The following is a 13737-nucleotide window of genomic DNA, read 5'->3' on the forward strand; positions in this document are numbered from 1 at the left end:
TATCCAGAATGCAGGATAGCGAATCGGCATGACATCTTCCTCTCTGGACGCGGCACAGGATACCCTGCACAGGGTTTTCGGCTTCGAGCGCTTTCGCGCCGGGCAGGCCGAGATCGTGCAGGCACTGCTGGACGGCGAGAATGTGCTGGCGGTGATGCCGACCGGCTCGGGCAAATCGCTCTGCTACCAGCTGCCGGCCATTCTCACCGGCGGCCTGGCCATCGTGGTGTCGCCGCTGATCGCGCTGATGCGCGACCAGGTGCGCCAGCTGCAGGGCTTTGGCGTCAATGCCGCGGCGCTCAACTCATCCATCGATGAGGCCGAATACCGTCGTATCCACCGCGAGCTTCGCGACGGCAGCCTGCGCCTGCTCTATGTGGCGCCCGAGCGGCTGGTGCGGTCCGATACGGTGGCGCTGCTGCAGCGGAGCAACTCGAAACTGCTGGCGATCGACGAAGCTCATTGCGTGTCGCAATGGGGCCACGATTTCCGCCCGGAATACTTAAGTCTTGGCAATATCCGTGCCGAGCTTGGCAATATCACCACCATTGCCCTGACCGCCACGGCCGATGCGCCGACGCGGGCCGATATCATCGCCAAACTGTTTGTCGAGCGCCCGCGCGAGTTCATCCGCAGTTTCGACCGGCCCAACCTGCATCTGATGATGCTGCCCAAGGCCAGTGCGCGCACCCAGATCGGCGAGTTCATTGCGGCACGGCGGGGCTTGAGCGGCATCGTCTACTGCTCCTCTCGCAAGCGCACCGAGGAGATGGCGGCCGGGCTGAAGGATATGGGCCATAATGCCCTGGCCTATCATGCCGGCATGGAGCAGCGCCTGCGCGACCGCAACCAGGACACCTTCCTGCGCGACGATGGCGTGGTGATGGTGGCGACTGTCGCCTTCGGCATGGGCATCGACAAGCCTGATGTGCGCTATGTCTGCCATGCCGACCTGCCGCGCAATGTGGAGGCCTATTACCAGGAAATCGGTCGTGCCGGTCGCGATGGTTTGCCGGCCGAGACGCTGACGCTCTATGGCCTCGACGATATGCGCTTCCGTCGCATGCAGATCGAGGAGGGCGAGACGTCCGACGAGCGCAAGCGCATCGAACGCCAGCGCTTCAATGCCCTGGTGGCGCTATGTGAATCGCCGCGCTGCCGCCGCCAGACCCTGCTGGCCTATTTTGGCGAAAAGTCCGAGCCCTGCGGCCATTGCGACCTTTGCCAGGACGGCGTGGCGCGCTTCGACGGCACCATCGAGGCCCAGAAGGCGATGTCGGCCATGATGCGCACCGGCCAGCGCTACGGCACCGAGCATCTGGTGCAGATCCTGATCGGCAACAAGACCGACGCCATCCTGCGCAATGAGCATGATCGCCTGCCCACCTTCGGCATCGGCAAGGATCGCGATGCCAATGCCTGGCGCTCGATCTTCCGTCAGCTTTATGGTGCCGGCCTGGTCGATCTGGATATCGCCGGCCATGGCAGCTGGTTCCTCACCGATGCCGGCCGCGCTGTGCTGAAAGGCCAGAACCGCGTCGAGCTGCGCGTTGAGGCGGTCAGCGGCAAGCGCGGCCGCAGCCAGCGCGGCCGCTCGTCTTCGGCGGCGGAAATCACGCTGGGGCATGAGGACCAGATCCTGCTCGCCGCGCTGAAGGACCTGCGGCGCCAACTCGCCACCGAACTGCAGCAGCCGGCCTATGTGATCTTTTCCGACCGCACGCTGCTGGAACTGGCGGTCAAGCGGCCGGCCACGCTCTATCGCCTCACAGATATCCACGGCATCGGCCAGGCCAAACTGGAACGCTTCGGCCAGGCATTCCTCGATGTGGTGCTGGCTCATGCGCCTGAGCACCGCGCGGCATGAAGGCCATCGGCCTGATCGGCTTCGGTGGCATCGGGCAGTCGATCCTGGCAGCGTGGCTGACGGCACCGCTTGAGGGCTATCGCCTGACTGCCTTGCTGGTGCGGACGCGCCAGCTGACCGAGGTGCGCACCGCCTGGCCGCAGCTGACAGTCACCGACGACCTGTCGGCCTTCCTGGCTACGAAGCCGGATATCGTGGTGGAAACCGCCGGCCAGCCGGCAGTGGTGGATTGCGCCGAGGCCGTGTTGCGGCAGGGCTGCGAGATGTTTGTCATTTCCACCGGCGCGCTGGCCGATGACGGTTTCCGCGACCGCCTGCAACAGGCTGCAAAAGCTAGCGGCGGCCGGCTGGTGATTCCGGTCGGTGCGATTGCCGGCCTCGATGGTCTGCTGGCGATGAGACCGGACGGGCTGCATCGCGTGACCTATTCATCCACCAAGCCGCCACAAGCCTGGATGGGCACGCCGGCCGAAGCGGCCTTCGATCTGGCGTCTTTGGCCGTACCCACGGTGATCTTCAGCGGTAGTGCGCGCGAGGCGGCGCTAACCTATCCGAAGAACGCCAACCTCGCCGCCACCGTGGCGCTGGCCGGTCTGGGGCTGGATCGCACCGAGGTCCGACTGGTGGCCGATCCGTCTGCGCTTGGCAATACCGGCCGCATCGAGGCCGAGAGCGACAGTTCGCATCTCACCGTGATCGTCGCCGGGCGCAGCAGCGATGCCAACCCAAAGACCTCGGCGATCACCGGCATGAGCGTTCTGGCTGCGCTGGCCAATCGCCATGCGCTGCTGACCTTTGCCTAAACCGGCTTGGCACGGGTCAGTGGCGCGGCCGTGAACGGCGAGGCGCCACCGCCCAGCAGCACGCCGGCCTTGTTCTTGCGCTCGAACGGCAATTCTACCAAAGGCGGAATCGGGCACTGATAGGGTTGGTTGTTGGTGCGCTTTTCCCATTCGGCGCGCGCGTCTTTCAGCAGGTCCTCGTCGGTCAGAGCGTCGATGGCGGTGGCGGCCATCGCCTTGGCGGCGGCCACCATGGCCTTATGGGCGGCCGGCTGTTTGCCCTGGGCTACCAGCTGCCAGGAATGGCCGGGTGTTCCCACCGCAAAGCACGGCCCCCAGCATTGAACGGTGGGTGTCAGCCAGCTGACATCGCCCACATCGGTGGAGCCGTAGAGCTGCCGCGGCGTACCGTCGAAGGGCAGGATGCCGTCATGCAGCGGTTTGTCGTAAGAGGTGGGCTCGCCCACGCTGCGCAAGGACGAGAACACATCTTCCGGCGTCAGTGCGTTCTTGCGCATCTGCTCGGCGAAGGCACGATCGGCGTCGTCGAACTGCACCGGGCCGAGTTTCTGGATGTTACGGTGCATGGCCCATTCCAGCGCGGTGTTGGGCAACACTTCCGAACAGGCCTTGTCGAAATCGACAAAAGCCTGGGTCTCGGTCATCAGCGCCGCACCCTCGGCAATCTTCTTCACGCGCTCGAACAGCTTCGTGGCCTCGGTCACCGACGGACCGCGCACCAGGTACAGCACCTCCGCCCTGGCCTGCACCACGTTGGGCGAGATGCCGCCGGTATCGGTGACGGCGTAATGCACGCGCGTATTCGACGGCATATGTTCGCGCATGTAGTTGACGCCGACATTCATCAGCTCGACGGCATCCAGCGCGCTGCGGCCCAGATGCGGCGCGCTTGCCGCATGGGCGGCACGGCCTGAGAAGCGGAAATAGGCCTGGATATTGGCCAGGCTGTTGACGGACATGACGCCCCAGAAATTGCCCGGATGCCAGCAGATCGCGGCATCCAGGTCTTTGAATAGCCCACCACGGGCCATGAAGGTCTTGCCCGAGCCGCCTTCTTCTGCCGGGCAGCCGTAATAGCGCACGCGGCCCGGAATCTTGTGCTCCGTCAGATAGTCCTTCACCGCGATGGCGGCGAGCACAGCACCGGCACCCAAAAGATTATGGCCGCAGCCCTGACCATTGGCCTGGCTGCTGGGCTTGCGCTCGGTCACGCCCGACACCTGGCCAAGGCCGGAGAGGGCATCGTATTCGCCCAGCAAACCAATTAGCGGACCATTGCCGCCGCCGGTATCATGGCCTGCCTCCGCCATGAAAGCGGTGGGAATGCCGGCGACATCGCGGGTGATCCGGAAGCCTTCCTGCTCCAGCAGAGCGATCTGCGCGGATACAGCGCCGTGTTCCTGATAGCGCAGTTCGGCCAGATCCCAGACCGTATCGCTTAGAGTCAGACCGGCCGCGGCCTTGGCATCGATCAGGGCGTTAATACGGGCAATATCCTGCATGAGACTTCCGTTTTGGCTTTTCAGGGTCGGCGGCTTTCTTCTACTCTAAATCCGGACGGCTCGTAAGAAGCACGACACATAACGCTTATCTGCAAACGAACGGGGATTGACGGCGATGGCACTCAAACGAACGGTACTTGGCACAACGGCTCTGGTCGGTCTGGCGGCGCTGCTCACGCTGGCGCAGCCGGTGATGGCGCAGGAACTCAAGATCGGATTGAAGACCGAGCCCAGCTCACTCGATCCGCAATACCACGCGCTGACGCCGAACCTGCAGATCGCGTTCCATATCCATGATGCGCTCGTCATGTCGGATGAGAAGGGTGTGCTCTATCCGGGCCTGGCGACCTCATGGAAGCCGCTCGACGATACCACCTGGGAATTCAAACTGCGGCCGAATGTGAAATTCTCCGACGGCTCGCCGTTTACCGCCGAAGACGTGGTCTACACCTTCCAGCGCGCCGCCAAGGTGCCGAACAGCCCGTCGCCCTATACGGTCTACACCCGGCAGATCGCCGGTTACGAGATTGTCGATCCGCTGACCCTGCGCATCAAGACCGATGGCCCGGCGCCGGCATTGCCGATTGACGTGTCGCAGATGACCATCATGCCGAAAAAGATGGCCAAGACCGAGGTGGCCGAGGGCGTGACGTCAGAGTCGCTCAACCAGGGCCAGGGCCTGATCGGCACCGGTCCGTTCAAATTTGTCGAATGGAAGCGCGGCAATCAGCTGGTGCTGGAACGCAACGACGCCTATTGGGGTCCGAAGCCGCACTGGAAGACCGTAACTTTCCGGCCGATGTCGAATTCGGCCGCCCGCACCGCGTCGATGCTGGCCGGTGACGTCGATCTGATCGAGGATCCGCCGACCGACGATATCGAGAAGCTGAAAAAGGACCCGAAGCTGAATGTCAGCCAGGCCGTGTCCAACCGCATCATCTACATCCATGTCGATCATGTGGGCGAGCCCAGCATCGGCATCGAGGGCACCAACGGCAAGAATCCGCTGAAAGACAAGCGGGTGCGCCAGGCACTTTCGCTGGCGATCGACCGCGATGCGATCTCGTCGCGCATCATGGAAGGCCTGGCCATTCCAGCCGGCGACTTCCTGCCTTTCCCGATGTTTGGCACGCGGCAGGATTCCAAGCCGGACAAGTATGACCTGAACAAAGCCAAGGCCCTGCTGGCCGAAGCCGGCTATCCTGACGGCTTCGGCATCTCGCTGGGGACGCCGAATGGTCGCTACATCAACGACATCAAGGTGGCGCAGGCCATTGCCGCGATGTGGACCCGGGCCGGCGTGAAGACCAAGGTGGACAGTGCCGTACCGCCGGTTTTCTTCAAGAACCGTGACGAGTTGAAATACAGCGCCTATATGGCGGGCTGGTCGTCGCAGGAAATGAGCAACGCGCTGCGCTCGCTGGTGGCCACGCCCAATCGTGAAAAGGGCATGGGCACCACCAACAAGGGTCGCTATTCCAATCCGGCAATGGATGCCAAGCTGGAACAGGCCATGGGCACGGTGGATGATGCCAAGCGCAGTGCCCTGCTGCAGGAAGCCAGCAAGATGGTGGTTGAGGATTACGGCCTGCTGCCGCTGCATTACGAGCAGTCGGCCTGGGCGATGAAGAAGACCGTCAGCTATTCGGGCCGCAACGACCAGATGGTGCGCGCCGACTTCATCAAGCCGGCGAAGTAGCCTGCTGGTATGCATGGACCCCGGCCGGCTCTGCCGGCCGGATTTTTTGCGGCCACGACACAGGCAACAAAAAAGGCGCCGGGTTGCCCCGGCGCCTTTCCTGTAACAGCCAGCCGTCAGGCTGACTTGTAGTCTTCGGCGAAGATGTCTTTGTTCCGGTTTTCCGGAACGAAGAGCGAGCCGATGATCAGGGTGCCGACCGCGATCACGATCGGGTACCACAGACCGAAGTAGATATCGCCCGTCTCCGCGCTCATCGCGAAGGCCGATGCCGGCAGCAGACCGCCGAACCAGCCGTTACCGATATGGTAAGGCAGCGACATGCCGGTGTAGCGGATGCGGGTCGGGAACAGTTCGACCAGCGCCGCGGCAATCGGGCCGTACACCGCCGTGACCAGGATGACCAGGAAGGTCAGCACGACGACCAGCTTGAACGGCTGGGCCCGGAAGATGTCGAAGAACCCGCTGACCTTGACGATCTCGGGGTTGGCCGCACCCGGAACCGGGTAACCGCCAGCGCCGAGCGCGTCGTTGACCGACTTGACGAAGGCCGCCGGGGTGGTGCGCACCGCGTCGCCCGTCAGCTTGGAGGCGTCATAGGACGGGATCTCCTTACCGGCGATGCGGACGATGGTGTCAGTTGCACCCGGCTTGTCTTCGGTCTTGTAGTTCACCGAGCTACGCGCGAGCTGAGCTTTCGCGATATCGCAGGGGCTGGTGAACTTCGAGGTGCCCGTCGGGTTGAACTGGAACGAGCAGGTCTTCGTATCGGTGATGACCACCACTTCGGTGCTCTGATGCGCCTTGTGGAGGGCCGGGTTCGCGGTCTCGGTGATGTACTTGAAGACCGGGAAGTAGGTAATAGCCGCAACCAGGCAGCCACCGAGGATGATCACCTTACGGCCGATGCGATCAGACAGCGAGCCGAAGAAGATGAAGCCGGCGGTGCCGATGATGAGCGACCAGGCGATCAGCACGTTCGAGGTGAGCAGATCGACGCGCAGGACGTTCTGGATGAAGAACAGCGCGTAGAACTGGCCCGTGTACCAGACCACGGCCTGGCCGGCGGTGAGGCCGAGCAGGGCGAGGACGGCAAACTTGGCGTTCTTCCACTGGCCGAAGGCTTCGGACAGCGGCGCCTTCGACTGCTTGCCTTCGTCCTTCATCTTCTTGAAGGCCGGGCTCTCTTCCATCTGCATCCGGATATAGACCGAGATGATCAGCAGGATGATCGAGAGCAGGAACGGTACGCGCCAGCCCCATTCGGCGAATTCCTTTTCGCCGAGATAGTTGCGGGTGGCCAGAATGACCAGTAGCGACATCAGCAGGCCGAGCGTGGCCGTGGTCTGAATCCAGCTGGTGAAGTAGCCGCGACGATCCTGCGGGGCATGTTCCGCCACGTAGACCACCGCACCGCCATATTCGCCACCGAGCGCCAGGCCTTGCAGCATGCGCAGCGCGATCAGAATGATCGGAGCGGCCCAGCCGATGGTGTTGTAGCCGGGCAGCAGGCCCACCAGGAAGGTGGAGGTGCCCATGATCAGGATGGTCATAAGGAAGGTATACTTGCGGCCGACCAGATCGCCGAGACGGCCGAAGACCAGCGCGCCGAACGGACGCACCAGGAAGCCGGCGGCGAAGGCGAGCAGCGCGAAGACGTTGCGCGTTGCTTCCGGGAATGCCGAGAAGAACTGTGCGCCGATCACGGCGGCCAGCGAACCGTAAAGATAGAAATCGTACCATTCGAAGATGGTACCGGCGGAGGAGGCGAGAATGACTCGCTTCTCATCCTTGGTCATCGGCCGGCGACGATCGCCTGCCGCTGCGATATTGGCGCTCATGAAGCGTTCCTTCCCTCATCTGAAAACGGTCGCGTTTTGTGATGCGATCCGATGGGGAATCATAAATTATCGAGGCGGTAGAAGGGCGTAGACCAAGGTCCAAAGTACCCCCCTCCTTTAGTCGAAGGTGCAGCGCAGCAATACTGGCGGCTGTTTAGGGTGGAGTGGCGGTTCGATCGGATAAATGGGTCAGTCGGCGGCGTCGGGCTTGGCGGTCGCGCGTTCCTGGTCCTGCAGCACCCGCCACATGATCTTGCCGGTGGCCGATTTCGGCAGGCTGTCGGCGAAGGTCACCACGCGCGGTACCTTGTAGGCAGCCATGCGCTCGCGGCACCAGGCCTGGACGCTGTCCGGGGTCATGGTCCCGGCGTTTTCCTTCGGCACGATCACGGCTTTGACCGTTTCGCCACGGCGTGGATCGCCGGTCGCAATGATGCAGACCTCGCGGATATCCGGATGAGCATACATCATGGCTTCGATCTCGGTGGGCCAGACCTTGTAGCCTGAGGCGTTGATCATGCGTTTCAGCCGGTCGACCAGGAAGAAGAAGCCCTCGTCGTCGTAATAGCCGAGGTCACCGGTACGGAAGAACCGCTTGCCATCGCGCTCGAAGAAGACCTGTGCGGTTTCTTCCGGACGATTCCAGTAGCCGAGGAAAACCTGCGGGCCGGCGATGACGATCTCACCGGTCTCGTTCGGGCCCAGTTCGGCCAGCGTGTCCGGATCGATGATGCGCGAATCGACATCGAAGACGGGTATGCCGAGGCATTGCGGCTTCGGGTTGCCCACCGGATTGATATGCGTGGCGGCAATGGTCTCAGAAAGGCCGTAGCCTTCGATGTAATCGAGTCCGGTCAGATCTTTGAGCTTGGCGGCAATGGCCATGGGCATCGGGGCGCCGCCGCCGCCGATCCCGGCCAGCGACGAGAGGTCCCAGGCCGCCGCCTCGGGATCGGACAGGAAGTCGATGCACATGGTGGTGATGTTGCGCCAGTGCGTCACGCGATGGCGCCGGATCAGTTCGGCGGCCACCTTGCGGTCCCAGCGTGTCATCATCACCAGTGTGGCGCCATTGAAGATCGGCGCATTCATCGAATTCTGCATGCCGGTGACATGGAACAGCGGCAGGGTGACCAGTTGCACGGATTCGGGCGAGGCGGGATTCCAGGCGATCGAGCCGAACAGCGTGGCCGTCACGCCGCGGATGCTGTGCAGGCAGCCTTTCGGTGCGCCTGTGGTGCCAGAGGAATAGGGCAGCACGCACCAGTCTTCGGGGGCGGCGACATGTGGGCCGGCTTTCAGGTCCTGTGCCAGTGCGTCATGCCACAGGATGCCCTGGTGTATTGCCATGCGGGGCGCTGCCACCACATCGGGCAGCACCAGATCGGTGGGCGCGGTCACGTAATCGGAATAGGCGGCAACAACCGCATGCTGCAGACCGGTGCCAAGCAGCGCCTGCGCAAACGGCGCGATGTCCTGGCCGCAGAGCACGGTGGTGGCGCCGGTATCGTGGACGATATGGCGCAGCTCTTCCGTCTTGCTCATCGGATTGACCGGCACCACCACGGCGGTCAGGCGCTGGATGGCGTAATAGGCGATCACATATTGCGGGCTGTTCTGCATGTAGAGCAGCACGCGATCGGCGCGTTGGATGCCGCAGCGCTGCGCCAGGTAGCCGGCGAGGCGGTCGACCTGATCTTTCAGCTGCGCATAGGTCAGGGCCGAGCCGTAATAGAGGATAGCCGTCTTATCCGGATAGCGCCGGGCTGACAGCTCCAGATTCTCGTACAGGCTGGTCGCCGGCAGGGTCAGGTGCTTGGGCACGCCCTTGGGCCAGACGGCATAGTGCCGGTCGAACATCGGTTTCCTCCGTTATGCCAGCCATGCTCCGGCCTTTCGGTCCGGGATTCAATTGTGCCCCAAGGGAAGTTTGTTGACCTTCGGCCGAGCCGGGTGGATAGTATTTGCAAATGCAAATAAATCCGTGTCGGGAGGATTCGGAAATGAATTTTGCTTCGCCCCAACTGTCGACCGACGGTCTGCCGCAATGGACCGATGCGGGCTCAAGCCGGATTCCGTTCTGGGCCTACACCGATCAGGCAGTCTATCGCCGTGAGATCGAGCGGTTTTTCCACGGTGGCGGCCACTGGTGCTATGTCGCGCTGGAAGCGGAGCTGCCCAAGCCGGGCGATTATAAGCTCTCCTGGGTGGGCGAACGCTCGGTGATCGTGGTGCGGGATCGTGACGGCAGCCTGAACGTCGTGGAGAACCGCTGCGCCCATCGCGGCGTGCGGTTCTGCCAGAAGCCGCGCGGCAATGCGCGCAGCTTCGTCTGCCCCTATCACCAGTGGACCTACAAGCTGAATGGCGATCTTGCCGGTCTGCCCTTCCGCCAGGGCGTGAAGAAGGACGATGGTGAAGTCCAGGGCGGCATGCCGGCCGATTTCGACCTCAAGCAGCATGGCTTATCCAAGCTGAAGGTCGAGACCTATAATGGCTTGGTCTTCGCCAGCTTCGATCAGGATGCGCCGAGCTTCGAGGATTATATCGGGCCTGACGTGTTGCCCTGGCTCAACCGCATCTTCGATGGCCGAAAGCTCACCCTGCTGGGCACCAGCCGCCAGCGTATTCCGGGCAACTGGAAGCTGATGATGGAGAATATCAAGGATCCTTATCATCCGGGTCTCCTGCACACCTGGTTCGTCACGTTTGGCTTGTGGCGGGCCGATCAGCAGTCGCGCATGGTCATGGACGCCGAAGGCCGCCACGCGGTGATGATTTCCCAGCGCAATGCCGGCGGCGAGGCGAAGGCCGTTACCGAGGGCGTCACCAGCTTCAAGAAAGACATGGCGCTGAATGACATGCGCCTTCTGGATGTCGTGCCGGAGTCCTGGTGGAAGGGTCCGACGGTCACCATGATCACGCTGTTCCCCAGCGTGATCATCCAGCAGCAGGTCAATTCGCTGTCCACCCGTCATATCGTGCCATCAGGGCCCGATGCCTTCGATTTCGTCTGGACCCATTTCGGTTTCGAGGACGACACCGAAGAGATGACGCGGCGGCGTCTGCGCCAGGCCAATCTGTTCGGCCCCGCCGGATTCGTGTCAGCTGACGATGGTGAAGTGATCGAATTTTCGCAGGATGGCTTCCGCCAGAAAGGCGCCGATGGCAGCACCATCTGCGAGCTGGACGGCCGCGGCGTGGCGCCGACCGGTCATATGGTGACGGAAACACTGATTCGCGGCATGTACGGTTACTGGCGCAAGGTGATGGAGCTTTAGCAATGCGTCCCAATCCCATCGCTCTGTCGATCCTGGAAGCCCAGTACCGGGTCGACCAGTTCAATACCGCCTATGGCGATATTCTGGACCGTGGCGACTACGACGCCTGGGTCGGCCTGTTCACCGAAGACTGCTATTACCGTATCGTGCCGCGTGAGAATTACGATGCCGGTCTGCCGCTCAGTATCATGGCGCTGGAAAGCCAGGCGATGCTGCGCGATCGCGCCTATGGCATCACCAACACCCTGTTCCATGCGCCTTACTATCAGCGCCATGTGATCGGCGTGGCGCAGGTGCTGAGTGACGATGGACAGACGATCCGCGCCACAGCGAATTACTCCGTCTTCCGCACCAAGCCCGGTTCGATTTCCGAGGTTTACAATGTGGGCCGGTATATCGACCAGATGACGCGCGTCGGCAGTGAGTTGAAGCTGAAGGAGCGCGTTTGCGTCTTCGACAGCGAGCTGATCCTCAATTCCCTGATCTACCCGATTTAAACCACGCGATCCTTCAGGCCCTCGGCAGCCGACAGCAGTGCCGGCAGGAAACTGTCGCGCATCTGCTTTGGGCTGGCGCTTTCAATGCGGATGCCGATGTTGAGCGCCGCCACCACGCGGCCATCGAAACGCCGCACCGGCACGGCCAGCGAACGGAAGCCCAGTTCGGCTTCCTGGTCCGACAGCGCATGGCCGTCCTTGGCCGCTTTCTGGATCAGCAGCGCCAGTTCTTTAGGATCTGTGACGGTCTTCGATGTCAGTGCCTGCACGCCCAGGCTTTTCATCTCGACATCGGCGCGCGCGCTCAGCAGCACGCGGCCCAAAGCCGAGCAGAAAGCCGGCACGCGGAAGCCGGGGCCGGGCGCGGAGGAGAGAAAGCGCGGCGGCGAGGCATGGGCGACCATTACGGCATGGGCGCCATCCAGCACGGCGGCTGAGCAGGCTTCGTCAAGCTGCAGACAAAGCGTATCGCAGGCGGTCTGCAAGGCTTCCGTATTCCCGGCAGACCCAAGATAGGCGCCGGCCAGCCGCAGCACCTGCGGGGTCAGGCGGAACAGTCGGCCGTCGGTTTCCAGATAGCCGAGTTCTCCCAGCGTGTAGAGCGCGCGGCGCACGGTGGCGCGCGGCAGATCGACGCGTTTGGCCACGTCACTCAGCGACATCTGTGGGTTTTTACCATCGAAGGCTGTCAGCACGCTCATGCCACGGGCCAGGGCCTCCAGGAAATCCGGGCTGCGACCGCTTTGCTGGCGTTTTTCGGCATCGATGGCACGCAGGCGGGTCATGGTTTTCTCGTTGCCGTTAGCGGCGGACAGGTTTAAAATCGCACATATGTTCGCTAGTCGGACATTTTCGGGCCTGTGGGAGGGCCCGTCAAGGCAATTCGAGGGATGCCCGCCATGACCACGCACGAGCAGAATATGCGCATGACCCGCGTCGGCGCCGACCAGCCGGCCGGCAAGCTGCTGCGCCGCTACTGGCAGCCGGTGGCGTTGGTGGAGGAGCTGGAAGACATCCGCCCGGTGAAGCCGGTGAAGCTGCTAGGCCAGGACTTTGTGCTCTTCCGCGATGAACAAGGCCGCTACGGCCTGCTGGATCGCGACTGTCCTCACAGGGGTGCCGATCTTGCCTTCGGCCGCCCGGAAGACGGCGGCCTGCGCTGTCCTTTCCACGGCTGGCTGTTCGATGTCACCGGTCAGTGCCTGCAGACCCCGGCCGAGCCGGCCGGCAGCAAGCTCTGCCAGCACATCAAACAGAAAAGCTATCCCGTAGTGCTGCGCAGCGGCATCCTGTTTGCGTATCTGGGTGAGGGCGAGCCGCCGGCCTTCTCCGACCTCGACTGCTTCGTCGCGCCCGACAGCCATGTCTTCGCCTTCAAGGGGCATATTGCCTGCAACTGGCTGCAGGCGCTGGAAGTCGGCATCGATCCCGCTCATGCCTCCTTCCTGCACCGCTTCTTCGAGGATGAGGAGGCGGACGGCAATTATGGCCGCCAGTTCCGCGCCAATTCGGCGGATTCCGACATGCCGATGACCAAGGTGCTGCGCGAATTCGAATGCCCGCAAATCGAGGTGGAGCGTACCGATTACGGCATGCGGCTGACGGCCTTGCGCCAGATCAGCGACAGCAGCACCCATGTGCGCGTCACCAACCTGCTGTTCCCGCAGGCCTTCAATATTCCGCTCTCGGCTGAGATGACCATCACCCAGTGGCATATCCCGATCGATGACGTGAACTGCTACTGGTATGCGATCTTCACCAGCTTCACCACGCCGGTCGACAAGCAGCAGATGCGCGCCCAGCGGCTGGAACTGTACACGCTGCCCGACTACATCCCGCGCAAGAACAAGGCCAACAACTATGGCTTCGATGCGCTGGAACAGAAGACCCAGACCTATACCGGCATGGGCAACGACATCAACGTGCATGACCAGTGGGCCATCGAAGGCCAGGGGCCGATCCAGGATCGCACGCGCGAGCATCTGGGCAGCACCGACAAGGCGATCATCAACTATCGCTCGATGCTGATGAAAGCGATCGATCAGGCGGAATCGGGCAACGAGCCGCCGCTGATGGTGCTGGATGCGACGGCGGCCAGGGCCATTCGCGGCCCTGTCACCATCGACGGCATTGCCCCGACGGGTACGTGGCAGGCATACTGGCGCGAGGCCGATGCGCGCAAACGCGCCGGCGCCCCGTGGCAGGCGCCTGCGCCCATGGCCGCTGAGTAACGGGGCTGCTGAGTAA

Annotated in this window: 10 protein-coding genes; 6 read left to right on the plus strand and 4 right to left on the minus strand. The window is 62.8% G+C overall.

All coding sequences use genetic code 11. The annotated features are described in order from the left end of the window. Positions 1-28: 28 nt before the first annotated feature. Both recQ and AC1ROB_RS05330 read left to right on the plus strand, forming a co-directional pair. On the plus strand, positions 29-1867 hold the full coding sequence (recQ, locus tag AC1ROB_RS05325; protein WP_492973348.1) for a DNA helicase RecQ: 1839 nt from the start codon (positions 29-31) through the stop codon (positions 1865-1867). Continuing rightward, positions 1864-2670, plus strand: a complete 807-nt coding sequence (locus tag AC1ROB_RS05330; protein WP_492973347.1) for an aspartate dehydrogenase — start codon at positions 1864-1866, stop codon at positions 2668-2670. The genes recQ and AC1ROB_RS05330 overlap by 4 nt, the downstream gene beginning before the upstream one ends. On the opposite strand, the gene AC1ROB_RS05335 is transcribed toward AC1ROB_RS05330, so the two are convergent. Further along, a complete protein-coding gene (locus AC1ROB_RS05335) occupies positions 2667-4172 on the minus strand; it encodes a M20 family metallopeptidase (RefSeq protein WP_492973346.1) in 1506 nt (501 codons plus the stop codon). The two genes, AC1ROB_RS05330 and AC1ROB_RS05335, sit on opposite strands and share 4 nt — an antisense overlap. A 115-nt stretch (positions 4173-4287) precedes the next feature. Here AC1ROB_RS05335 and AC1ROB_RS05340 point away from each other — a divergent pair, with 115 nt between their 5' ends. Continuing rightward, positions 4288-5871, plus strand: coding sequence for an ABC transporter substrate-binding protein (locus AC1ROB_RS05340; protein WP_492973345.1), 1584 nt, complete (start codon positions 4288-4290; stop codon positions 5869-5871). Positions 5872-5987: 116 nt separating this feature from the next. On the opposite strand, the gene AC1ROB_RS05345 is transcribed toward AC1ROB_RS05340, so the two are convergent. Both AC1ROB_RS05345 and AC1ROB_RS05350 read right to left on the minus strand, forming a co-directional pair. Next, on the minus strand, positions 5988-7712 hold the full coding sequence (locus AC1ROB_RS05345) for an MFS transporter (protein ID WP_492973344.1): 1725 nt from the start codon (positions 7710-7712) through the stop codon (positions 5988-5990). 189 nt (positions 7713-7901) lie between these two features. Then, positions 7902-9572, minus strand: a complete 1671-nt coding sequence (locus tag AC1ROB_RS05350; protein ID WP_492973343.1) for a long-chain fatty acid--CoA ligase — start codon at positions 9570-9572, stop codon at positions 7902-7904. 143 nt (positions 9573-9715) lie between these two features. Here AC1ROB_RS05350 and AC1ROB_RS05355 point away from each other — a divergent pair, with 143 nt between their 5' ends. Together AC1ROB_RS05355 and AC1ROB_RS05360 are read left to right on the plus strand one after the other, a co-directional pair. Then, positions 9716-10993 (plus strand): aromatic ring-hydroxylating dioxygenase subunit alpha, encoded by a 1278-nt coding sequence (locus AC1ROB_RS05355; RefSeq protein WP_492973342.1) that lies wholly within the window; start codon positions 9716-9718, stop codon positions 10991-10993. A gap of 2 nt (positions 10994-10995) precedes the next feature. Continuing rightward, complete coding sequence (locus AC1ROB_RS05360; protein WP_492973341.1) at positions 10996-11490, plus strand: aromatic-ring-hydroxylating dioxygenase subunit beta; 495 nt, start codon at positions 10996-10998, stop codon at positions 11488-11490. Here AC1ROB_RS05360 and AC1ROB_RS05365 read toward each other — a convergent pair. After that, the gene (locus AC1ROB_RS05365) at positions 11487-12275 is read right to left on the minus strand and encodes an IclR family transcriptional regulator domain-containing protein (protein ID WP_492973340.1); all 789 of its coding nucleotides are present in this window, start codon (positions 12273-12275) and stop codon (positions 11487-11489) included. The two genes, AC1ROB_RS05360 and AC1ROB_RS05365, sit on opposite strands and share 4 nt — an antisense overlap. Before the next feature lie 114 nt (positions 12276-12389). Between AC1ROB_RS05365 and AC1ROB_RS05370 the strand changes: the two genes are divergently transcribed. After that, a complete protein-coding gene (locus tag AC1ROB_RS05370) occupies positions 12390-13721 on the plus strand; it encodes an aromatic ring-hydroxylating dioxygenase subunit alpha (RefSeq protein WP_492973339.1) in 1332 nt (443 codons plus the stop codon). Positions 13722-13737: the final 16 nt, after the last annotated feature.

Source organism: Ferrovibrio sp. GW821-FHT12F09, assembly GCF_058806775.1.